Genomic DNA, 23,080 nt, shown 5'->3' on the forward strand with positions numbered 1-23,080 from the left:
GACCCGTGAGACGGCCGGGGGGCAGACAGTGACGGCTCCGTACGACTATCGTCACAGGCCAGTGAGCTGCCTCACCTGCACCTCTGCCGTCGTTACGAGAATGGGATGATGTCGTTTATGAAGGGACGAGTCCTTGTCGTCGACGACGACACCGCACTGGCCGAGATGCTCGGCATCGTGCTGCGTGGTGAAGGTTTTGAGCCGTCTTTCGTAGCCGACGGCGACAAGGCGCTGGCGGCGTTCCGTGAAAGCAAGCCCGATCTGGTGCTGCTCGACCTGATGCTGCCCGGACGGGACGGCATCGAGGTGTGCCGGCTGATCCGGGCCGAGTCGGGTGTGCCGATCGTGATGCTCACGGCCAAGAGCGACACCGTGGACGTCGTGGTGGGCCTGGAGTCGGGCGCGGACGACTACATCGTCAAGCCGTTCAAGCCGAAGGAACTGGTGGCGCGGATCCGGGCCCGGCTGCGGCGCTCCGAGGAGCCGGCGCCCGAGCAGCTGACCATCGGTGACCTGGTCATCGATGTGGCCGGGCACTCGGTGAAGCGGGACGGGCAGTCGATCGCGCTGACCCCGCTGGAGTTCGATCTGCTGGTCGCGCTCGCCCGCAAGCCCTGGCAGGTCTTCACCCGCGAGGTGCTGCTGGAGCAGGTGTGGGGTTACCGCCACGCCGCCGACACCCGCCTGGTCAACGTGCATGTCCAGCGGCTGCGCTCCAAGGTCGAGAAGGACCCGGAGCGGCCGGAGATCGTGGTGACCGTCCGTGGTGTCGGTTACAAGGCCGGACCGAGCTGACATGTCCGGGGACAGTGTCGTTTCGGGGTCCGGCATGCCCGGGGACCGTCCGAAGCGGCCTGTCGGCCGGGCGGCGGGTACCCGCTGGAGGCGCCTCTTCGAGGGCGGACTGCTCCAGGGCGGGGCACAGGGCAGCCCGGTCCTGCGGCTGTTCCTGCGCTGGGTGCGTCGGCCGCTGCTGCCGGTGATGCGGCTGTGGCGGCGCAATATCCAGCTCAGGGTCGTCGCGACCACCTTGCTGATGTCGCTGGGCGTCGTCCTGCTGCTCGGCTTCGTCGTGATCGGGCAGGTGCGCAACGGCCTGCTGGACGCGAAGGTGCGTGCCTCGCAGAGCCAGGCCACGGGCGGCTTCGCGGTGGCCAAGCAGCGCGCCGACGAGGCGGCGGGCACCAACGGCACCGGTACCACGTCCGGCACCGCCGACGGCAGCACGGACGGCACCGACGGCGCGGACGGCCGGCCCACGCAGAACGTCATCCAATGGATGAGCGACCTCGTCGAGTCGCTGTCCAGCGGCGGCGCGGGCGCCTTCGACGTGGTGACGCTGCCCGTCGACGACGACAGCGGCGGCGGCCGCAGCCCGCGCGGCTCCGGCAACGTCAACCCGACCTCCAGTGTCCCCGCCGACCTGCGCCATCGGGTCAACAGCGGCACCACGGCCGCCCAGAGCTACACCCGGATCGTCTACTCCAACGGCAAGGACCCGCAGCCCGCGCTGGTCATCGGCAAGCAGGTCAACGACCCGAACGGACGACCGTACGAGCTGTACTACCTCTTCCCGCTCACCCAGGAGGAGAAGTCCCTCAGCCTGGTCAAGGGCACCCTGGCGACCGCCGGGCTGTTCGTCGTCGTCCTGCTCGGCGCCATCGCCTGGCTGGTGGTGCGGCAGGTCGTCACGCCGGTGCGGATGGCCGCCGGGATCGCCGAGCGGCTGTCCGCCGGCCCGCTCCAGGAGCGGATGAAGGTCACCGGTGAGGACGACATCGCCCGGCTGGGCGAGGCGTTCAACAAGATGGCGCAGAACCTCCAAGGCAAGATCCAGCAGCTGGAGGACCTCTCGCGGATGCAGCGCCGGTTCGTCTCGGACGTCTCGCACGAACTGCGCACACCGCTGACGACGGTCCGGATGGCCGCCGACGTCATCCATGAGGCGCGCGAGGACTTCGACCCGGTGACCGCGCGCTCCGCCGAGCTGCTCACCGACCAGCTGGACCGGTTCGAGTCGCTGCTCGCCGACCTCCTGGAGATCAGCCGCTTCGACGCGGGCGCCGCGGCCCTGGAGGCCGAGCCGATCGACCTCAGGGAGGTCGTGCGGCGCGTCGTCGGCGGCGCCGAGCCGCTCGCCGAGCGCAAGGGCACCCGTATACGGGTGGTCGGCGACCAACAGCCCGTGGTCGCCGAGGCCGACGCCCGGCGGGTGGAGCGGGTGCTGCGCAATCTCGTCGTCAATGCCGTCGAGCACGGTGAGGGCAAGGACGTCGTCGTCAAGCTGGCCGCCGCGGGCGGCGCGGTCGCCGTCGCGGTGCGCGACTACGGCGTCGGGCTCAAGCCGGGCGAGGCGACCCGTGTGTTCAGCCGCTTCTGGCGGGCTGACCCGGCCCGCGCCCGCACCACCGGGGGCACCGGCCTCGGACTGTCGATCGCCCTGGAGGACGCGCGGCTGCACGGCGGCTGGCTCCAGGCCTGGGGCGAGCCGGGCGGCGGTTCGCAGTTCCGGCTGACGCTGCCCAGGACCGCGGACGAGCCGCTGCGGGGCTCGCCGATACCGCTGGAGCCCAAGGACTCGCGCCGTAAGCGGCGCCCCGACGACTCGGGGACGCCCCGCGCGGAGAAGCGGGCGACCGTTCCGGCGCAGCAGGGCGGCGGTCACGCGTCCGCGCTGCCCCCCCGTGCGCCGGCGCCCACCGCCGACCCGACCGCCCTGCCCGGCAACGGCAACGGCGCACGGGTCGTGCCCCGGCCCACGGGGTCCGTGCGGCGGCCGGAGGAGCGGCCGGCCGCTGATCCGGGACGGGACGCCGGAGCCGTACGACCGGAATCCGACCGGCGGGAGACGGCGCGGCCGGAGCATTCGACCGATGCAGGGGAGGCATGTCGTGGGCGCTGACCGCGAGGGGGGCGCCCGACACAAGCCGTGGCGCGCGGCGGCGTACACCGCCTTGGGGGCCGTTCTGCTGGCCGGGTGTGCCTCGATGCCGGACAGCGGTGACCTGCGGGACGTGGAGTCCACGCCCCGGCAGGACACCGGGGTACGGGTGTTCGCCATGCCGCCCGCCGAGGACGCCCCGCCGGGCGAGATCATGCAGGGCTTCCTGGAGGCGCTGACCAGCGACGACCCGGCGTACGACACGGCCCGCAAGTACCTGTCGAACGACGCGGCGCGCACCTGGCGGCCGGAGAGCTCGACCACGGTCCTCGCGAACGGGCCGAGCATCGAGCCCGGCTGCCACCTGGGCAGCCGGGAGGCGCCCGGCAGCATCACCTGCGTGCTGACCGGCACCCGCGTCGCCACGGTCGACGACGAGCAGGCGTACGAGCCCGCGGCCGGCACCTACCGCAAGAAGGTGCATCTGTCCCGTGACGGCAAGTCCGGGCAGTGGCGCATCGACGAGCTGCCCGACGGTGTGGTCATGGGCAAGTCGGATTTCCAGCGCAACTACACGTCCGTCGACAAGTACTACTTCGCCTCCGGTACGTCGGCCGGGCCGGCCGGGGAGCCGGTGGCGGTCGCCGATCCGGTGTTCGTGCGCAGCAAGGTCGACGCGATGACGCAGATGGTCCGCTCGGTGCTGGGCGAGCCGTCCACATGGCTCCGCCCGGTGGTGCGTTCCAGCTTCCCGACCGGTACGACCCTCCAGAAGGGCGTGTCCGGGCTGGCGCCGGACGACCAGAACCGGCTGACGGTGCCCCTGAATCTCAAGGAGTCGCGCGTCTCGGCGTCCAAGTGCACCGAGATGGCCACCCAGTTGCTGTTCACGCTGCGGAACCTGGCGCCGACCCTGGAGTCCGTCGAGTTGCAGGGCACCGGCGGCCACCGGCTGTGCGATCTGACCGAGGCGCGCGCCGAGTCCGCTGCCTGGCACGGCTCCTTCAAGCGGCCCGAGTACCTGTACTACGTCGACGGCAGGCACCGGCTGGTGCGGATGCCGACCGAGAGCACCGGCACCGGGTCCGTGCAGGTGCCGGGCGCGCTCGGCGAGGGCGACAAGACGCTCCAGTCGGTGGCGGTGTCGCGGGACGAGCGCAGCGTGGCCGCGGTCGACGACTACGGCGCGTCGCTGCGCGTGACCTCGCTGGCCCTCGACAGTTCACTCGGCGACGCGCTGGTCACCAGCAAGGGCCCGACTTCCGCGGACCGGCTGACCACGCCGAGTTGGGACGCCCGCGGCGACCTGTGGGTGGCCGACCGTGACCCGCAGGCCACGGCCCTGTACGTGGTGGAGCACGGCACCACCAGGGCGCGGAAGGTCACCGTCCCGGACCTGCCCGGCCGGATCAAGGACGCCCGCGTGGCCGCCGACGGCGTGCGGATAGCGCTGGTCGTGGAGAAGGCCGGCAAGCAGTCTCTGATGATCGGCCGGATCGAGCGTGAGGAGGGGACCGGTGAGGCGCCCTCGGTGGTTGGACTCCGTTCCGCCGCGCCCGACTTGGAGCAGGTCAGCGCCATGACGTGGGCCGGGGACAGCAGGCTGCTGGTGGTCGGCCAGGAGCAGGGCGGCGTGCAGCAGATGCGCTACGTCCAGATCGACGGCGCCACCCTCGACGGTCCGGCGCCCGGCGCGCTGCCCGGCGTGAAGGCGATCGCCGCGTCCGAGGACGACCGGGTACCGCTGGTGGCCTACTCGGACGACGGGATCGTCCGGCTGCCGACCGGGGCGCAGTGGCAGAAGGTGGACAAGGACGGGACGGCGCCGGTCTATCCGGGCTGACGGCCGGCCCGTTCGGCCCGCCCGGCCCGTCAGGGCCGACCGGTCCGGACGATAGGGCCTCACCGAGGACGAAAGAGCCTGGCCGAGGCCGAAAGAGTCTCGCCGATGCGGAGAGAGCCCGGCCGGGGACGCTGACAACGGCCTTCCCAAGCCCCTGCGAGTTATCCACAGGCCGTTGTCCACAGGGGTGGTGGGCCGGCTCCGGCCTTGGCACAGTGGTGGTCATGCGGGGGTGGTGGCGGGACCTCACCGACCTGGTGCTGCCGACCGACTGCGCGGGCTGCGGAGCACCTCGTACGACGCTCTGCGCGCGCTGCCGGACCGCGCTGGCCGGGAGTGCGCCCCGGCGGGTGCGGCCGCTGCCGGAGCCACCGGGACTGCCGGCGGTGTACGCGTCGGCTCCGTACGCGCAGGCGGTGCGCGCGCTGCTTCTGGCGCACAAGGAGCGGGGCGCGCTGACGCTCACGGGAGCGCTCGGCACGGCCTTGGCGGGGGCCGTGCGGGCGGGCCTCGTCGCATCGGCCGGGGCCGGTGCGCCGGCGACCAGCGTTCGGGAAGCCGGTACTCCGGGGCCCGTCCTGCTCGTGCCCGTGCCCTCCGCGCGGTGGGCCGTGCGGGCGCGGGGGCACGATCCGGTACGGCGGATGGCGCTCGCGGCCGCCGGTGAGCTGCGGCGCACCGGGACACCGGCTCGGGTGGCGGCGGTGCTGCGCCAGCGCAGAGCCGTGGCGGACCAGGCGGGACTGGACGCGCGGCGGCGCCTGGCGAACCTCGCCGGCGCGCTGGAGGTGACGGCGGGCGGGGACCGGCTGCTCGCCGGGGGCCGGGTCGTGCTGGTCGACGATCTCGTCACCACCGGCGCGAGTCTCGCGGAGGCGGCGCGGGCCCTGCGAATCGGCGAGTCAAGGGCTGTGTACAAGAACGCAACTCGGGAAGGAAGGGAAGAACGAACCACTGGGAGGCGGTCGGAGAGGGAGAAGCGAAAGTGGGTGCATGGTGCAGCGAAAATAACGGCGGTGAGCGCCTTCGGGCCGCCGTTGCACGCGGCCGTGATCGCCGCGCCCACGGATTCTTTCGAAATAAACAGGAACTGACCGCCGACCTGCGTCGTTGCAGGTAGTGACAGGGTTAATTCACCTGAACGGAGGTACGCCGCAGTAGAGGGTGACGACATCCGTCCGGGCGAGATATGTTCGGTTGTGAGGAAAGAGGCGCAGGCCACACCTCTCATATCCGAATGCCGTGCTGCGGGTTTTCCGGCAATCACCCGCACCGGTGGGGTGGACAACCCGCCCTTGGGGGAGGAGGAGGTGGACGTCACCGAGTCCGAGGTCCGGTGCTCACCGGACCTGGTGCAAAAGGGAGATGCTCCGCCGAAGCAGCGGAGCGATCCGGGAACGGAGTTCTGCGTGGACATCGTCGTCAAAGGCCGCAAGACCGAGGTGCCCGAGCGGTTCCGCAAGCACGTGGCCGAGAAGCTGAAGCTGGAGAAGATCCAGAAGCTCGATGGCAAGGTGATCAGCCTCGACGTCGAGGTGTCCAAGGAGCCCAACCCTCGACAGGCCGACCGCTGCGACCGGGTGGAGATCACGCTCCGCTCGCGGGGCCCGGTGATCCGGGCGGAGGCAGCGGCCAGCGACCCGTACGCGGCACTCGACATGGCGGCGGAGAAGCTGGACGCGCGCCTGCGCAAGCAGCACGACAAGCGGTTCTCGCGCCGTGGCTCACGGCGGATCTCGGCGGCAGAGGTCCCCGACCACGTGCCGGGCGCGGCGACGCTCGACGGAAACGGCGTCCCGGTGGGGGAGGACGAGACGGACGGAGTGCCGACCACGAAGATCGGCCCGCTCGAGGTCAAGGGCGAAGGCCCCCTCGTGGTCCGCGAGAAGACCCACGTCGCCTCCCCGATGAGCCTGGACCAGGCCCTCTACGAGATGGAACTGGTCGGCCATGACTTCTACTTGTTCGTCGACTCCGAGACGAAGGAGCCGAGCGTCGTCTACCGGCGCCACGCCTACGACTACGGCGTGATCCACCTCAACACGGACCCGATGGTCGCCGAGGCGCAGCCCCCAGCGGCAGGGGGCACGCTGGGCGGCTGACGCCCGGGGCCGGAGCCGAACCGGTGCCCCTGGAGCGCGTGTGCGCCCCCAGGGGCACCCGTGTGCGACCACTTCGCGCCGCGTGCGGCGCCTCGGTGTGGTTCCGGCATGAAATCATGACCGCAAGGGCCCAACCGGTGGGCCGCTGCCTTGGGTTGGCGATGGCACGGGACCACACAGGCCACAGCCTTCAGGGGGAGGAACGATGGCGGACACCTTCGGACCGATGCGGGGCGAGGAGGCCGACGACACCGACGACGGTGTACTCGGCAGGTGCCCCGAAGGGGGCTCCTCGCGCGGGGAACCGATCAGGGTCCTGGTGGTGGACGACCACGCGCTCTTCCGGCGCGGCCTGGAGATCGTGCTGGCGGCCGAGGAGGACATCCAGGTCGTCGGCGAGGCGGGGGACGGCGCCGAGGCCGTCGACAAGGCGGCGGACTTGCTGCCCGACATCGTGCTGATGGACGTCCGGATGCCCCGGCGCGGGGGAATCGAGGCGTGCACCTCCATCAAGGAGGTCGCCCCCAGCGCGAAGATCATCATGCTGACGATCAGCGACGAGGAGGCCGACCTCTACGACGCGATCAAGGCGGGCGCCACCGGATATCTGCTCAAGGAGATCTCCACCGACGAGGTGGCCACCGCCATTCGCGCGGTCGCTGACGGGCAGTCGCAGATCAGCCCGTCCATGGCGTCGAAACTCCTCACCGAGTTCAAGTCGATGATCCAGCGCACCGACGAGCGCCGGCTGGTGCCCGCGCCCCGGCTGACCGACCGTGAACTGGAAGTCCTCAAGCTCGTCGCCACGGGGATGAACAACCGGGATATCGCCAAGGAGTTGTTCATCTCCGAGAACACCGTGAAGAACCACGTCCGCAACATCCTGGAGAAACTCCAGCTGCACTCCCGGATGGAGGCCGTGGTCTACGCGATGCGGGAGAAGATCCTGGAGATCCGCTAGCCGCCCGGCGCCGCCCCTCAGCCGAGGGCGCGGGCGAGTTCCGCGGTGAGCGGTCCGCGCAGAGCGGGGTCGTCCACGCGTTCCACCCGGACGTTCGTGCACTGCACCCATGTGGCAGCCTCCAGCAGGGCCTGGGCGACCGCCGGGACCGCCTTGGGGCCGTCCAGGGTGACCTGCCGGGCCACCAGGGTGTGGCCCTCCCGTGCCGGGTCGACCCGCCCGACGAGGCGGCCGCCCGCGAGCACCGGCATCGCGAAGTAGCCGTACACCCGCTTGGGCTTGGGGGTGTACGCCTCCAGGCGGTGGGTGAAGCCGAAGATCCGCTCCGTGCGCGCCCGTTCCCAGATCAGCGAGTCGAAGGGCGAGAGCAGGGTGGTGCGGTGGCGGCCGCGCGGCGGGGTCGCCAGCGCCGCCGGATCCGCCCAGGCCGGCCTGCCCCAGCCCTCGACCTCGACCGGCACCAGACCCGAGTCCGCGAGCACCGCGTCCACCTGCTCGCCCTTCAGCCGGTGATAGTCGGCGATGTCCGCGCGGGTGCCCACGCCCAGGGACTCGCCGGCCAGCCGGACCAGGCGGCGCAGGCACTCGGCGTCGTCCAGCTCGTCGTGCAGCAACGCGGCGGGGACGGCGCGCTCGGCGAGGTCGTACACCCGCTTCCAGCCGCGGCGTTCGACGCACACCACCTCGCCGTACATCAGCGCCCGCTCGACCGCGACCTTGGTGCCGGACCAGTCCCACCACTCGCTGGTCCGCTTGGCGCCGCCCAGTTCGGTCGCGGTCAGCGGGCCCTCGGTGCGCAGCTGCTTGACGACCTGCTCGTAGACCCCGTCGGGGAGTTCGTGGTTCCAGTGCGGGCGGTCGCGGTAGGCGCGGCGGCGGAAGGCGAAGTGCGGCCACTCCTCGATGGGCAGCAGGCAGGCGGCGTGCGACCAGTACTCGAAGGCGTGCGTGTCCTTCCAGTAGGCGTCCTCCACCGTGGTGCGGCCGACGGCGCCGAGGCGGGCGTACGGCACCAGTTCGTGCGAACGGGCGAGGACGGAGATGGTGTCGAGCTGGACCGCACCGAGGTGGCGCAGCACCCCGCGCACCCCGGCCCGCCGGTCGGGCGCGCCGAGCAGGCCCTGGGCCCGCAGGGCGATACGGCGGGCGTCGTCCGCGGTGAGCGTGGTGGTCGGGCGCGGCAGGGTCGTCATGCCACGGACGATAGACGGCGGCACTGACAACCCGTCCCGAGCTGCGGCTTACCGACCCGGCCCCGGCAGATAGGGGGCGGTGGACGGCAGACCGAGGTCCGAGGGGAGCAGGGAGGCGATCCAGCAGTCCCGGCGCACCCCCTTGTTCTCGACGGCGCAGCGCAGGGTGCCCTCCAGGGTGAAGCCCGCGCGTTCGGCGACCCCGCGCGAGCCGTGGTTGCCGGCCTCGGCACGCCACTCGACCCGGTCGACGCCCAGGTCGGTGAAGATCCAGCGGCAGGCGGCGAGCACGGCCTTGGTGACATGGCCGCGACCGCGGTGCTCCTTGGCGGCCCAGAAGCCGACCTCGGCCGCGGCCGGGCCGCGCATCGATAGGCTGAGCATGCCGGCCAGTTCCCCGCCGGCCAGGAAGATCCCCCAGGTGAACATCGAACCCTGCGCCCAGCCGTCCGGGACCGTCTCGTGCGTGAAGCCGCGCGCGTGCTCGGGCAGGTAGGGGGAGGGGAGCGGGGTCCAGCGCTGGATGTCGGGGTCCTGGGCGGCCTCGTACACGGCCTCGGTGTCGGCCGGTCCGACGGCGCGCAGACGGAGACGGCCGGTGGTGAGCGTGACGGGTTCCATCGGGCGATTCTGCTCGTCCCGCCCCGCGGGGGCCATGGATTTCCGCGATCCGTGAGCGCGCGATCACAATTCGCATAAATCCCCGCGCCGATGCGGCACTATCCGCATGTCCCGTCCGTTGTTCCTGTGAAGCAGCGGCCGGGACACCAGGCACTCCCGGCGCGGCGGGGTCCTCGCATACGATGGCCGTTGCTCAGTACGTCATGGAAAACCGACCGTCCCAGGCCCGACCGGCAAGGAGACCAGCCCCCGTGTCCGTCCTCTCGAAGATCATGCGTGCAGGCGAAGGCAAGATCCTGCGCAAGCTGCACCGCATCGCGGACCAGGTCAACTCCATCGAAGAGGACTTCGTCGACCTCTCCGACGCCGAGCTGCGGGCCCTCACCGAGGAGTACAAGCAGCGGTACGCCGATGGTGAGAGCCTGGACGACCTGCTGCCCGAGGCGTTCGCCACCGTCCGCGAGGCCGCCAAGCGCGTTCTCGGCCAGCGTCACTATGACGTACAGCTGATGGGCGGTGCCGCGCTCCACCTCGGCTATGTGGCCGAGATGAAGACCGGTGAGGGCAAGACCCTCGTCGGCACCCTGCCCGCGTACCTGAACGCGCTGTCCGGCGACGGCGTCCACATCGTCACGGTCAACGACTACCTGGCCGAGCGCGACTCCGAGATGATGGGCCGCGTCCACAAGTTCCTGGGCCTCGACGTCGGCGTCATCCTCGCCAACATGACGCCGGCCCAGCGCCGCGAGCAGTACGCGTGCGACATCACCTACGGCACCAACAACGAGTTCGGCTTCGACTACCTGCGCGACAACATGGCGTGGTCGAAGGACGAACTGGTGCAGCGCGGCCACAACTTCGCCATCGTGGACGAGGTCGACTCCATCCTCGTGGACGAGGCCCGTACGCCGCTGATCATCTCGGGCCCGGCCGACCAGGCCACCAAGTGGTACGGCGACTTCGCCAAGCTCGTCCTGCGCCTGAAGAAGGGCGAGGCGGGCAACCCCCTCAAGGGCATCGAGGAAACCGGCGACTACGACGTGGACGAGAAGAAGCGCACCGTCGCCATCCACGAGTCCGGTGTCAGCAAGGTCGAGGACTGGCTGGGCATCGACAACCTCTACGAGTCGGTGAACACCCCGCTCGTCGGCTACCTGAACAACGCCATCAAGGCGAAGGAACTGTTCAAGAAGGACAAGGACTACGTCGTCATCGACGGCGAGGTCATGATCGTCGACGAGCACACGGGCCGTATCCTCGCCGGCCGCCGTTACAACGAGGGCATGCACCAGGCGATCGAGGCGAAGGAAGGGGTGGACATCAAGGACGAGAACCAGACCCTCGCCACCATCACCCTCCAGAACTTCTTCCGCCTCTACAACAAGCTCTCCGGCATGACCGGTACGGCGATGACCGAGGCCGCCGAGTTCCACCAGATCTACAAGCTCGGCGTGGTCCCGATCCCGACCAACAGGCCGATGGTGCGCAAGGACCAGTCGGACCTGATCTACCGCACCGAGGTGGCGAAGTTCGAGGCGGTCGTCGACGACATCGCCGAGAAGCACGAGAAGGGCCAGCCGATCCTCGTCGGCACCACCTCGGTCGAGAAGTCCGAGTACCTCTCGCAGCAGCTCAGCAAGCGCGGCATCCAGCACGAGGTGCTGAACGCCAAGCACCACGAGCGTGAGGCGTCGATCGTCGCCCAGGCCGGCCGCAAGGGCGCCGTGACGGTCGCCACCAACATGGCCGGCCGCGGTACCGACATCAAGCTCGGCGGCAACCCCGAGGACCTCGCCGAGGCGGAGCTGCGCCAGCGCGGCCTCGACCCGGAGGAGCACATCGAGGAGTGGGCCGCGGCGCTGCCCGCCGCCCTGGAGAAGGCCGAGCAGGCCGTCAAGGCGGAGAAGGAGGAGGTCGAGGCGCTCGGCGGTCTCTACGTCCTCGGCACCGAGCGGCACGAGTCGCGGCGCATCGACAACCAGCTGCGCGGTCGTTCCGGCCGACAGGGCGACCCCGGCGAGTCCCGCTTCTACCTCTCCCTCGGCGACGACCTGATGCGCCTGTTCAAGGCCCAGATGGTCGAGCGCGTGATGTCCATGGCGAACGTGCCGGACGACGTGCCGATCGAGAACAAGATGGTCACCCGCGCCATCGCCTCCGCGCAGTCCCAGGTCGAGCAGCAGAACTTCGAGACGCGTAAGAACGTCCTGAAGTACGACGAGGTGCTCAACCGGCAGCGCGAGGTCATCTACGGCGAGCGCCGGCGCGTGCTGGAGGGCGAGGACCTGCACGAGCAGATCCAGCACTTCATGGACGACACGATCGACGCGTACGTCGCCGCGGAGACCGCCGAGGGCTTCCCCGAGGACTGGGACCTGGAGCGGCTGTGGGGCGCCTTCCGGCAGCTCTACCCGGTGAAGGTCACCGTCGAGGAGCTGGAGGAGGCGGCCGGCGACCGCGCCGGTCTGACCGCCGAGTTCATCTCGGAGTCCGTCAAGGAGGACATCCACCAGCAGTACGAGGCCCGCGAGACGCAGCTCGGCTCCGAGATCATGCGTGAGCTGGAGCGGCGGGTCGTGCTGTCGGTCCTCGACCGCAAGTGGCGCGAGCACCTCTACGAGATGGACTACCTCCAGGAGGGCATCGGCCTGCGCGCGATGGCGCAGAAGGACCCGCTGGTCGAGTACCAGCGTGAGGGCTTCGACATGTTCACCGCGATGATGGAGGGCATCAAGGAGGAGTCCGTCGGCTACCTGTTCAACCTGGAGGTCCAGGTCGAGCAGCAGGTCGAGGAGGTGCCGGTCGAGGAGGCCGAGCCGGTCGGCGAGGGCGCCGAGGACGCGGTGCCGGCGCAGGCCGGTGCGGGCCGTCCGGAGATCCGTGCCAAGGGGCTCGATGTTCCGCAGCGCCGGGACCTGCACTTCTCCGCGCCGACGGTGGACGGTGAGGGCGGCATCGTCGAGCGCGACCTGGAGGACGACGGGCCGGTGCGGTCGGAGTCGGACGGGCTGACGCGGGCGGAGCGGCGGAAGCAGGCGAAGGGCGGGCGGCGCCGCAAGAAGTGACGCGCACTCCCTGAGGGGGCCGGGTTCTTTCGAGCCCGGCCCCCTTTGCGTCGCCGTTCTTTCCGGCGGCCCTGTGTCCAGTTGGGCCCCGCGCCGGCGCCGGCCGGAGGCTGGGCCGCTCACCGGCGCCGGCGGGTGCCGCTGCGCCCACCCGTGCCGCCCCAGCGGCACGACTGCCCGCAGCTACGGCGGCGGCAGCGCCCTGGAGGGGCAGGAGCGAACCCTCGGCTATGGCGTTGGACGCGGGCCCGTTTCCACGGCGGTGCAGCGCCAGCGGAGGTCGGGGCCCAGTTCGAGGCGGAAGGCCAGGGCGCGGAGTTGGCTGCCCGCGGCGACGCGGGCGAAGACCTCCAGGGCGCCCTCGTCGGCGACGTAGTAGCCGAGGTCGCGGACGACCGGGCGGGTGCCGCGGGCGCGCAGGGGGCCGCGGGCGGCGAGGCGGGCCAGGTCGTCGTAGGCGCGGCCCGCGGTGTGGCGGAGCATCCAGTGGACCGGGCGCTGACCGCTGAGAACGGCCAGCAGGCGGTCCGCGAAGACATCGGTGGGGCGAGGGGGCCCGGCGGGCGTCCGAGGGGTTGAGCGGGGCGTGCGGGTGGTCGTACGGCCGTCGGCGGACGCGCGGCGGGGGCCCGCTGCGGGGCGGCGGGTGTCGTGGCGGGTCGGCGGGCGGTGCCGGGGGCGGGAGTCAGGGGTGCGGCTCATGACCTTGTTCATGGGGGTCCCCGTTCGACGGCCCGGCGCATACCGGGCGGTAACTAGGTGGTGGGGATCTTGTACGGGGCCGGGGACCGCGCGGCAAGGACGTGGCCGGTGGTGGCGAGGGGCCGAGGGGATTCACCCTCCGGAGGGATAGACAGAGGGGTGAGCCCCGAGATCATGCGGGTGTGCCGGGTGAAGGACGACGTGCGGGGCTGACGTTTCCGGGGTCTGGGCAGGGACTCGAAAGGGGACAGCCGCACGTATCCTGAAGGCCCTTCGGAACGACCAGGAAAGAGCGGCGAGCATGCGCGTCTACGTCCCCCTGACCCTCCCCGCTCTCGCCGCGGCGCACAGGACGGGTGAGCTGGGGGCCGGCCCCTTCGTCGGCTACGCGGTCACGCCCGCCCTGCGCGCCTGGTACCGCTCCGACGACGTCGAGGAGCTGGAGTACGCCGCGCTCGGCCGGGCCGCGCTGGCCTCCCTGCGGCTGCTCGCGGCCGACGAGGACGCGCCGCGGCGCCGGGTCGTGGTGGCCGTGGACGTGTCCGACGGCGCGGTCGTGGCCGCGTCCGACAGCGGGGCCGAGCCGGGCGAGGTGACCGTGCAGGTCACGGTGCCGCTCGCGAAGGCGGCGGCGGTTCACGCCGACGCCGACGACGCCGAGCCGGACGTGACCGCGGCGGCGTGGGCGCTGGCGGCGGCGGACCGCGGGGACGAGGCCGCGCGGTCCGCCGTGGACGAGGCCGAGGACCACGAGCTGCTGTGGTTCGCCACGCAGGAGATCCCCGGCCTCCTCGGGCGGGGCTGACCAGGCAGGACCGGCCGTCCCGGCGGGATTGTCAGTGGGGGCGGGTACGGTCTTGGTCATGGGGAAGCACGCACACGCGCACATCGTCTGGGACTGGAACGGCACGCTGTTCCATGACAACGAGGCGATCATCGAGGCCACCAACGCGGCCTTCGCGGAGCTGGGTCTGGCGCCGATCACGCTGGAGCAGTACCGGGCGTTGTACTGCGTGCCGGTGCCGAAGTTCTACGAGCGGCTGATGGGGCGGCTGCCGAGCCAGGCCGAGTGGGAGCTGATGGACGGGATATTCCATCAGCGCTACACGGAGCGGCGGGCGCGGTGCACGCTGACCGACGGGGCGGCGGAGCTGCTGCGGGGGTGGCGTACGGCGGGGCACAGCCAGTCGCTGCTGAGCATGTACGGACACGAGGACCTGGTGCCGCTCGTGCGGGGGTTCGGGATCGAGGAGCACTTCGTGCGCGTCGACGGGCGGACGGGGCCGTCCGGTGGGAGCAAGGCGGAGCACATGGTGCGGCATCTGTCGCGGCTCGCGGGGGCGGTGGACCCGGGGCGGACGGTGGTGATCGGGGACGCGGCGGACGACGCGGTCGCGGCGCGGCATGTGGGGGCCGGGGCGGTGCTGTACACCGGGGGGTCGCACAGCAGGGCCAGCCTGGAGGAGGTCGGCGTCCCGGTGGTGGACACGCTGGCGGAGGCGGTGGAGGTGGCGCAGCGAATAGCTGTGTGACGGGGCGTTCACAGGTGCCCTGGCCGGTGTCGGCGCCCGGCGTTCGTGCCGGCCGGGGGCCGGGTCGCTCACCGGCGCCGGCGGGTGCCGCTGCGCCCACCCGTGCCGCCCCAGCGGCACGACTGCCCGCGGCCAAGTGGGTCTCAGTTCACCGGCGCCTTCGCCCGCAGCACCTTGAGGAACTCCCGCATCCAGGCGGGGTGATCCGGCCACGCCCGTGCCGAGACCAGCGTGCCGTCCGTCACCGTCTCCGTGTCCTGGAAGCTCGCGCCGGCGGCCTGCATGTCGGGTTCCAGGGCCGGGTAGGCCGTGACCCGGCGCCCGCGCAGGGTGTCGATCGCCGCGGTGAGCAGCGGACCGTGGCAGATCTGGGCGACCGGCTTGTCCGCGTCGAAGAACGCCTTGAGGATCTTGCGCAGCTCGGGGTCGTTGCGCAGGTACTCCGGGGCCCGGCCGCCGGGGATCACGAGGGCGGCGTACGCGCCGGGCTCCACCTCGGCGAAGGACAGGTCGGCGGGCCAGGTGTATCCGGGCTTCTCGGTGTAGGTGTCGTAGCCGGGCTCGAAGTCGTGCACGACGAAGCGGAGCGTCTTGCGGGAGGGGGCCGCGATGTCGACGTCGTAGCCTTCCTCGCGCAGCCGCTGGTAGGGGTACATGACCTCCAGGGACTCCGCGGCGTCGCCGGTGACGATGAGGATCTTCGCGGGCATGTCGGCGCTCCTCCGGGACGGACGGGGACGGGCTCCCCGGCAACTCCTGGGCCGTACAGCTCTCAGGGTGCGGCGCGGGGCGCCGGGCCGCTACCCCATCCCGCCCCCCATCTGGCCGAATCCGATTACGCCACTCGGGTGGCGTCGGGCGCTGTGCAGAACGTCAAAGTTTGACCCCCTGTTTTGTACACATACGGCTCATGACGGTTCCGGGGTGCGGGGCGATAGCCTTGTGGCGTGATCAGCGCGATAGCTCGCGGGAGCGATCAGGCTCCCGCCCTGCGCCCGGGTTGCACGGAGGACCTCCGTGACCGGGCGGCAGTCGCTGGTCCTCGCGGGCGGGACGGGGGCGCCGCTGCCCCCAGGACGCCAAGGCCGGCCCGGAACGCGACGGTGCCGAGAGCAGCGTCACATCACGTGGTCGTGTCGGAAACGGCCGAATACCCCCCGCTCATCCCGCCTGGCGGCATAGCGTCGGAACGGACCGGAAACTCCGGGCCGTGGCGTCGAGCCGCAGGGGAAGATCCCGTACTTCCTTCTACGTCACGCAACGGCGCGCGACAGGAGCCAGAGGACAATGCAGACCAAGCTGGACGAAGCCAAGGCCGAGCTGCTCGAACGGGCCGCTCGGGTAGCTGAGAACAGCCCGGTCGGGGGGCACCTACCGACCGGGTCGACGGGCGAGGGCTCCCCGGACACCCCGGACAACGAGTCCACCCTCGCGTTCCTCCAGCGCTACTACCTGCACACCGCACCGGAAGACCTCGACGACCGCGACCCGGTGGACGTCTTCGGCGCCGCGGTCTCGCACTACCGGCTCGCCGAGAACCGCCCCCAGGGCACCGCGAACGTCCGGGTGCACACCCCGACGGTCGAGGAGAACGGCTGGACGTCCAGCCACACGGTCGTCGAGGTCGTGACCGACGACATGCCGTTCCTGGTCGACTCCGTCACCAACGAGCTGACCCGCGGCGGGCGCGGCATCCACGCCGTGATCCACCCCCAGTTCGTGGTCCGCCGCGATCTCACCGGCAAGCTGCTGGAGATCCTGCCCACCCCGGCCACCTCCGTCGACCCGGCCGAGCTGCCGCACGACGCGCACATCGAGTCCTGGATCCACGTCGAGATCGACCGTGAGACCGACCGCGCTGACCTGAAGGAGATCACCTCCGACCTGCTGCGCGTGCTCTCCGACGTCCGCGAGGCCGTCGAGGACTGGGACAAGATGCGGGAGGCGGCGGCGCGGATCGCCGGCGAGCTGGAGAGCGAGCCGGTCCCGGCCGACCTGCCGGAGGCGGAGGTCGCGGAGGCCCGCGAGCTGCTGCGCTGGCTGGCCGCCGACCACTTCACCTTCCTGGGCTTCCGCGAGTACGAGCTGCGCGGTGACGACACCCTGGCCGCCGTGCCCGGCACCGGCCTCGGCATCCTGCGCTCCGACCCGCAGCACGACGAGGACGACCAGCACCCGGTCAGCCCCTCCTTCGAGCGGCTGCCGGCCGACGCCCGCGCCAAGGCCCGCGAGCACAAGCTGCTGGTGCTGACCAAGGCGAACAGCCGGGCCACCGTGCACCGGCCGTCGTACCTGGACTACATCGGCGTCAAGAAGTTCGACAAGGACGGCAACGTCGTCGGGGAGCGCCGCTTCCTCGGCCTGTTCTCCTCGGCCGCGTACACCGAGTCGGTGCGCCGGGTCCCGGTCATCCGCCGCAAGGTCGCCGAGGTCCTCGACCGCGCCGGCTTCTCGCCCAACAGCCACGACGGCCGCGACCTGCTCCAGATCCTGGAGACCTACCCGCGTGACGAGCTGTTCCAGACGCCGGCCGCCGAGCTCCAGTCGATCGTCACCAGCGTGCTCTACCTCCAGGAGCGCCGCCGGCTGCGCCTGTACCTGCGCCAGGACGAATACGGCCGCTACTACTCGGCCCTCGTCTATCTGCCGCGCGACCGCTACACCACCGGCGTGCGCCTGCGGATCATCGACATCCTGAAGGAGGAGCTCGGCGGCATCAGCGTCGACTTCACCGCCTGGAACACCGAGTCGATCCTGTCCCGGCTGCACTTCGTCGTCCGCGTCCCGCAGGGCACCGAGCTGCCCGAGCTGTCGGACGCCGACAAGGACCGCATCGAGGCCCGCCTGGTCGAGGCCGCCCGCTCCTGGGTGGACGGGTTCACCGAGGCGCTCAACGCCGAGCTGGGCGAGGAGCGCGCCGCCGAGCTGCTGCGCCGCTACAACAACGCCTTCCCCGAGGGCTACAAGGCCGACCACACCCCGCGCGCGGCCGTGGCCGACCTCGTGCACCTGGAGCGGCTGACCGAGGAGCCGGGCAACGACTTCGCGCTGAGCCTGTACGAGCCGGTCGGCGCCGCCCCCGACGAGCGCCGCTTCAAGATCTACCGCAAGGGCGCCTCCGTCTCGCTGTCCGCCGTGCTGCCGGTGCTCCAGCGCATCGGCGTCGAGGTCGTGGACGAGCGGCCGTACGAGCTGCGCTGCTCGGACCGCACCACCGGCTGGATCTACGACTTCGGGCTGCGGCTGCCGAAGGCGCTCGGCGCCGGCAACGGCGACTACCTGGGCGACGACGGCCGCGAGCGCTTCCAGGAGGCCTTCGCCGCGACCTGGACCGGGCGCGCGGAGAACGACGGCTTCAACGCCCTCGTGCTCAGCGCCGGGCTGACCTGGCGCGAGGCGATGGTTCTGCGCGCCTACGCCAAGTACCTGCGGCAGGCCGGTTCGACCTTCTCGCAGGACTACATGGAGGACACCCTCCGCAACAACGTCCACACCACCCGGCTGCTCGTCTCCCTGTTCGAGGCGCGCATGTCCCCGGAGCGCCAGCAGGCCGGACTGGAGCTGACGGACGCGCTGCTGGAGGAGCTGGATGCGGCCCTGGACCAGGTGGCGAGCCTGGACGAGGACCGCATCCTGCGCTCCTTCCTGACCGTCATCAAGGCGACCCTGCGCACCAACTTCTTCCAGCGCCGCGCCGACGGCCACCCGCACGACTACGTGTCGATGAAGTTCGACCCGCAGGCCATCCCGGACCTGCCCGCGCCGCGCCCGGCGTTCGAGATCTGGGTGTACTCGCCGCGCGTCGAGGGCGTGCACCTGCGCTTCGGCAAGGTCGCGCGCGGCGGTCTGCGCTGGTCCGACCGGCGTGAGGACTTCCGCACCGAGATCCTCGGCCTGGTCAAGGCGCAGATGGTGAAGAACACCGTCATCGTGCCGGTCGGCGCCAAGGGCGGCTTCGTCGCCAAGCAGCTGCCGGACCCGGCACAGGACCGGGACGCGTGGCTCGCGGAGGGCGTCGCCAGCTACAAGACGTTCATCTCGGCGCTGCTGGACATCACCGACAACATGGTCGGCGGCGAGGTCGTCCCGCCCAAGGACGTGGTGCGGCACGACGGCGAGGACACCTACCTGGTCGTCGCGGCCGACAAGGGCACCGCCACCTTCTCCGACATCGCCAACGGGGTCGCCGAGAAGTACAACTTCTGGCTCGGCGACGCCTTCGCCTCCGGTGGTTCGGCGGGCTACGACCACAAGGGCATGGGCATCACCGCGCGCGGCGCCTGGGAGTCCGTCAAGCGGCACTTCCGCGAGCTGGGCGTGGACACCCAGTCCGAGGACTTCACGGTCGTCGGCATCGGCGACATGTCCGGTGACGTGTTCGGCAACGGCATGCTGCTGTCCGAGCACATCCGCCTGGTCGCCGCCTTCGACCACCGGCACATCTTCATCGACCCGAACCCGGACGCGGCCACCTCGTACGCCGAGCGCCGCCGCCTGTTCGAGCTGCCCCGCTCCAGCTGGGCCGACTACAACACCGAGCTGCTCTCGGCGGGCGGCGGGATCTTCCCGCGCAGCGCCAAGTCGATCCAGCTCAACGCGCACATCCGCGAGGCCCTGGGCATCGAGGGCAAGATCGCCAAGGTGACGCCGGCCGACCTGATGAAGGCGATCCTCAAGGCGCCGGTCGACCTGCTGTGGAACGGCGGCATCGGCACCTACGTGAAGTCCTCCGCGGAGTCGAACGCGGACGTGGGCGACAAGGCCAACGACGCCATCCGCGTCGACGGCGCCGACCTGCGCGTCAAGGTCGTCGGCGAGGGCGGCAACCTGGGCCTGACCCAGCTCGGCCGTATCGAGTTCGCCCACCAGGGCGGCAAGATCAACACCGACGCGATCGACAACAGCGCCGGCGTGGACACCTCCGACCACGAGGTGAACATCAAGATCCTGCTGAACGGCCTGGTCGCGGACGGCGACATGACCATCAAGCAGCGCAACAAGCTGCTCGCCGAGATGACCGACGAGGTCGGCGCGCTGGTGCTGCGCAACAACTACGCGCAGAACACCGCGCTCGCCAACGCGCTGTTCCAGGCCAAGGACATGCTCCACGCCCAGCAGCGCTTCCTGCGCCACCTGGTGCGCGAGGGCCACCTGGACCGGGCGCTGGAGTTCCTGCCGACCGACCGCCAGATCCGCGAGCGCCTCAGCCAGGGCCAGGGCCTGACCGGTCCGGAGACGGCCGTCGTCATGGCGTACACGAAGATCACGGTCGCCGAGGAGCTGCTCGCCACCTCGCTGCCCGACGACCCGTACCTGCGCGGACTGCTGCACGCGTACTTCCCGACCGCCCTGCGCGAGCGGTTCGCGGAGGCAGTCGACAACCACCCGCTGCGCCGCGAGATCACCACCACGGTGCTGGTCAACGACACGGTCAACACGGGCGGTACGACGTATCTGCACCGGCTGCGCGAGGAGACCGGCGCCTCCCTGGAGGAGATCGTCCGCGCCCAGACCGCGGCCCGCGCGATCTTCTGCTCGGCCCCGGTGTGGGACGCGGTGGAGGCCCTGGACAACAAGGTCGACGCGGCCGTGCAGACCCGCATCCGGCTGCACTCGCGCCGACTGGTCGAGCGCGGCACCCGCTGGCTGCTCAACAACCGGCCGCAGCCGCTCCAGCTCGCCGAGACGGTGGAGTTCTTCGCCGAGCGCGTCGAGCAGGTCTGGCAGCAGCTGCCCAAGCTGGTGCGGGGCGCGGACCTGGAGTGGTACCAGCACGTGTACGACGAGCTGTCCGCGGCCGGCGTCCCGGACGAACTGGCCACCCGTGTGGCCGGGTTCTCCTCCGCCTTCCCGGCGCTCGACATCGTCTCGGTGGCCGACCGCATGGGCAAGGAGCCGCTGGACGTCGCCGAGGTCTACTACGACCTCGCCGACCGCCTCGGCATCACCCAGCTGATGGACCGCATCATCGAGCTGCCCCGCAACGACCGCTGGCAGTCCATGGCCCGCGCCTCCATCCGCGAGGACCTCTTCGCGGCGCACGCGGCGCTCACCGCGGACGTGCTCACGGCGGGCAACGGCGCCTCGTCGCCGGAGCAGCGCTTCGCGGCCTGGGAGCAGAAGAACGCCCCGATCCTGGGCCGGGCGCGCACCACCCTGGAGGAGATCCGCAGTTCGGACTCCTTCGACCTCGCCAACCTGTCGGTGGCGATGCGGACGATGCGGACGCTGCTGCGCACGCACGCGTAGCGATACCGCGCAGGCGGGTGGGACGCCCCGGTCCGATGGAGAATCGGTCCGGGGCGTTCCCTTTCTTGCCGTCCTTTGTACAAAGGAGATAGGCGGATTTACCGTTTCCTGCTTATCGGTGTGTTTCGGATAGGGTCTGCGCTGTAATTACCTGGGCTTCCGCGATTGGGTGTTCCAGCAGAATGCACGCAGCACAGTCTGACCTCGAAGAACAGCTGAGCCGCCCGGAGCCTGCGGGCGGCGGCGCACGGGCGGCCCGTGTGGTGCCGCAGGTGGCAGCGGTGCTGGCGGTGGCGCTGCTGCTGGCGGTGATCGTCCGGCTGCCCTGGATCGGCGACCTCGGCATGCACGCGGCCACGATCCAGCGGCTCTCCCACAGCCTGCTGCACCCCGGCAACCCACTGGTCGACGCGGACACGCCGAGCCCGTACTACTCGCCGTGGATGCTGCTGCTGGGCGCGCTCGCCAAGGTGACCGGCCTGTCGGTGTTCGTGGTGCTGCGCATCGGGGCGCTGGTGGGGCTCACCCTGCTGGTCACCGGGGTGTGGCGGTACGTCAGGACGCTCAGCGACCACCGCGCGGCGCCGGCGCTGGCGCTGCTGAGCCTGGTGCTGCTGTGGGGGACGGCCGTCCTCAACTGGAGCGGGTTCATCGGGCTGCACTCCCTCGCCCTGACCATCTCCTACCCGAGCGTGTTCGCGCTCGGCCTCAGCTTCCACTTCTGGGCCTGGCTCACCCGTGCGCTGCGGACGGAGGCGTCCTGGGGGCGGTGGCCGGCCCTCGGGGTGCTGTGGGCGCTGATCCTGCTCTGCCACCAGTTCACGGGCGTCGTCGCCACGCTCGGGGCGCTGGCCATGGTCGTCTCCGCCCGTCCGGGGCGGCAGGTGTGGCTCCGGCTCGGGGGCGGTCTGCTGCTCGGGGCGGTGCTGCTGTGGGTGTGGCCGTACTACGACTTCTTCTCGCTGTTCTCCGCCGGGGCGGATCTGGAGGCCATCCACAAGTCGCTGTACCAGCACCTGTTCGCGCGGTTCGGGCTGGTGCTGCTGGGGGTGGCGGCGCTGGTGCCGCGGCTGCGGCGGAACCGTTGGGATCCGCTGGCGCTGTTCTTCGCGCTGGGCGTGCTGGTCGTCGTGGCGGGCGGGCTGACCGGGCACTACTCCTGGGGCCGCGCGATGCCCGCCGCGCTGATCCCGGCGCAGCTCGCGGCGGCGCTGGAGGCGGTGACCGCGGGGCGGCGGGCGGTGCGGGCCGGGTGGGCATGTGTGCTCGGGCTGGCGCTGGCGGTGGGTTTCTGGGGGCAGGCGGGGACGATCGGGTATGCGACGGGGAAGTCCGCGCTGCCGTCCGTGCTCGCCGACAAGTACGAGGCGCCGTGGGTCGGTTACCACTGGATCACGCCGTGGGTGCGGTACGGGGATGTGGTGATGGCGCGGACGGTGCCGGCGCGGCAGATTCCGGCGTACGGCGGGTACACGGTGGCGCCGGGGTATCCGGATGTGTTCCTGCGGGATTCGGCGGAACGCTCCGCCGCGGTGTCCCGGTTCTTCGCGCCGGGGACGCCGGCGGCGGAGCGGCGGGGGATTCTGCGGGAGTACGGGGTGCGCTGGGTCGTCGGCCCGGCGGACCTGGCCGGACCGGACCTGCGGAAGGTGACGACGGGTCCTGCCGACCAGGTTCTGTACCGGGTGGTGCGATGAGCCGCGGCCGGGCGGGGATGGGTGCGCTCACCGGCGCTGGCCGGGTGCCTCCCCCAGAGGGGTACCCCCAGCGCGCCTGCGTCGTTGCGGGGGCGGAAGCGGCTGGACGACCGCAGGGTGCTGAACGAGGGCGGACGCGGCGGGGGACATCGAGTGGCTGGTGTCGGTCGATTCCGCGATCGTGCGCGCTCATCACGACCGTCGTGGAACGGTGCTTCAACCGCTTGAAGCAAT

At 71.2% G+C, this 23,080-nt stretch carries 15 protein-coding genes; 11 read left to right on the forward strand and 4 right to left on the reverse strand.

Going from position 1 to position 23,080, the window contains the following annotated elements:
- The first annotated feature begins 105 nt into the window (after nucleotides 1–105).
- The 6 genes from mtrA (at nucleotide 106) to ACE4Q9_RS20420 (ending at nucleotide 7,787) form a co-directional block, all read left to right on the forward strand.
- Complete coding sequence (gene mtrA, locus ACE4Q9_RS20395; RefSeq protein ID WP_187279108.1) at nucleotides 106–795, forward strand: two-component system response regulator MtrA; 690 nt, start codon at nucleotides 106–108, stop codon at nucleotides 793–795.
- A 1-nt stretch (nucleotide 796) separates the two neighbouring features.
- A complete protein-coding gene (gene mtrB / locus ACE4Q9_RS20400) occupies nucleotides 797–2,902 on the forward strand; it encodes an MtrAB system histidine kinase MtrB (protein WP_397985659.1) in 2,106 nt (701 codons plus the stop codon).
- Nucleotides 2,892–4,724 carry an LpqB family beta-propeller domain-containing protein gene (locus tag ACE4Q9_RS20405; RefSeq protein ID WP_397985660.1) on the forward strand — a complete coding sequence of 611 codons (1,833 nt, stop codon included), beginning with the start codon at nucleotides 2,892–2,894 and terminating at the stop codon, nucleotides 4,722–4,724. Before mtrB ends, ACE4Q9_RS20405 begins: the two co-directional genes overlap by 11 nt.
- Nucleotides 4,725–4,948: 224 nt before the next feature.
- On the forward strand, nucleotides 4,949–5,818 hold the full coding sequence (locus tag ACE4Q9_RS20410) for a ComF family protein (protein WP_397985661.1): 870 nt from the start codon (nucleotides 4,949–4,951) through the stop codon (nucleotides 5,816–5,818).
- 315 nt (nucleotides 5,819–6,133) lie between these two features.
- Nucleotides 6,134–6,826 carry a ribosome hibernation-promoting factor, HPF/YfiA family gene (gene hpf / locus ACE4Q9_RS20415; RefSeq protein WP_397985662.1) on the forward strand — a complete coding sequence of 231 codons (693 nt, stop codon included), beginning with the start codon at nucleotides 6,134–6,136 and terminating at the stop codon, nucleotides 6,824–6,826.
- 205 nt (nucleotides 6,827–7,031) lie between these two features.
- Nucleotides 7,032–7,787, forward strand: coding sequence for a response regulator (locus tag ACE4Q9_RS20420; RefSeq protein ID WP_397985663.1), 756 nt, complete (start codon nucleotides 7,032–7,034; stop codon nucleotides 7,785–7,787).
- A 17-nt stretch (nucleotides 7,788–7,804) separates the two neighbouring features.
- Here the strand turns inward: ACE4Q9_RS20420 and ACE4Q9_RS20425 are convergent, their stop codons facing one another.
- Entirely contained in the window at nucleotides 7,805–8,980 is a 1,176-nt protein-coding gene (locus ACE4Q9_RS20425; RefSeq protein WP_397985664.1) for a winged helix-turn-helix domain-containing protein, read from the reverse strand.
- 48 nt (nucleotides 8,981–9,028) lie between these two features.
- Nucleotides 9,029–9,601: a GNAT family N-acetyltransferase gene (locus ACE4Q9_RS20430; RefSeq protein ID WP_397985665.1), complete on the reverse strand. Its 573-nt coding sequence runs from the start codon at nucleotides 9,599–9,601 to the stop codon at nucleotides 9,029–9,031.
- 251 nt (nucleotides 9,602–9,852) lie between these two features.
- Here ACE4Q9_RS20430 and secA point away from each other — a divergent pair, with 251 nt between their 5' ends.
- Nucleotides 9,853–12,666: a preprotein translocase subunit SecA gene (gene secA / locus ACE4Q9_RS20435; protein WP_397985666.1), complete on the forward strand. Its 2,814-nt coding sequence runs from the start codon at nucleotides 9,853–9,855 to the stop codon at nucleotides 12,664–12,666.
- 228 nt (nucleotides 12,667–12,894) lie between these two features.
- Here secA and ACE4Q9_RS20440 read toward each other — a convergent pair whose 3' ends face one another.
- Nucleotides 12,895–13,380, reverse strand: coding sequence for an Rv3235 family protein (locus ACE4Q9_RS20440; RefSeq protein WP_397985667.1), 486 nt, complete (start codon nucleotides 13,378–13,380; stop codon nucleotides 12,895–12,897).
- A gap of 289 nt (nucleotides 13,381–13,669) precedes the next feature.
- On the opposite strand from ACE4Q9_RS20440, the gene ACE4Q9_RS20445 reads away from it, so the two are divergent.
- Both ACE4Q9_RS20445 and ACE4Q9_RS20450 read left to right on the forward strand, forming a co-directional pair.
- The gene (locus ACE4Q9_RS20445) at nucleotides 13,670–14,173 is read left to right on the forward strand and encodes a DUF6912 family protein (protein WP_397985668.1); all 504 of its coding nucleotides are present in this window, start codon (nucleotides 13,670–13,672) and stop codon (nucleotides 14,171–14,173) included.
- Nucleotides 14,174–14,231: 58 nt separating this feature from the next.
- Nucleotides 14,232–14,900, forward strand: coding sequence for an HAD family hydrolase (locus tag ACE4Q9_RS20450; protein ID WP_397985669.1), 669 nt, complete (start codon nucleotides 14,232–14,234; stop codon nucleotides 14,898–14,900).
- A 143-nt stretch (nucleotides 14,901–15,043) separates the two neighbouring features.
- Here ACE4Q9_RS20450 and ACE4Q9_RS20455 read toward each other — a convergent pair whose 3' ends face one another.
- The gene (locus ACE4Q9_RS20455) at nucleotides 15,044–15,610 is read right to left on the reverse strand and encodes a DJ-1/PfpI family protein (RefSeq protein WP_397985670.1); all 567 of its coding nucleotides are present in this window, start codon (nucleotides 15,608–15,610) and stop codon (nucleotides 15,044–15,046) included.
- Between the two features lie 577 nt (nucleotides 15,611–16,187).
- Here ACE4Q9_RS20455 and ACE4Q9_RS20460 point away from each other — a divergent pair.
- Nucleotides 16,188–21,149, forward strand: a complete 4,962-nt coding sequence (locus ACE4Q9_RS20460; protein WP_397985671.1) for an NAD-glutamate dehydrogenase — start codon at nucleotides 16,188–16,190, stop codon at nucleotides 21,147–21,149.
- Nucleotides 21,150–21,331: 182 nt separating this feature from the next.
- Entirely contained in the window at nucleotides 21,332–22,846 is a 1,515-nt protein-coding gene (locus ACE4Q9_RS20465) for a hypothetical protein (RefSeq protein WP_397985672.1), read from the forward strand.
- Nucleotides 22,847–23,080 lie beyond the last annotated feature (234 nt).

The organism is Streptomyces sp. AM6-12 (assembly GCF_044327085.1).
Classification (GTDB): Bacteria; Actinomycetota; Actinomycetes; order Streptomycetales; family Streptomycetaceae; genus Streptomyces.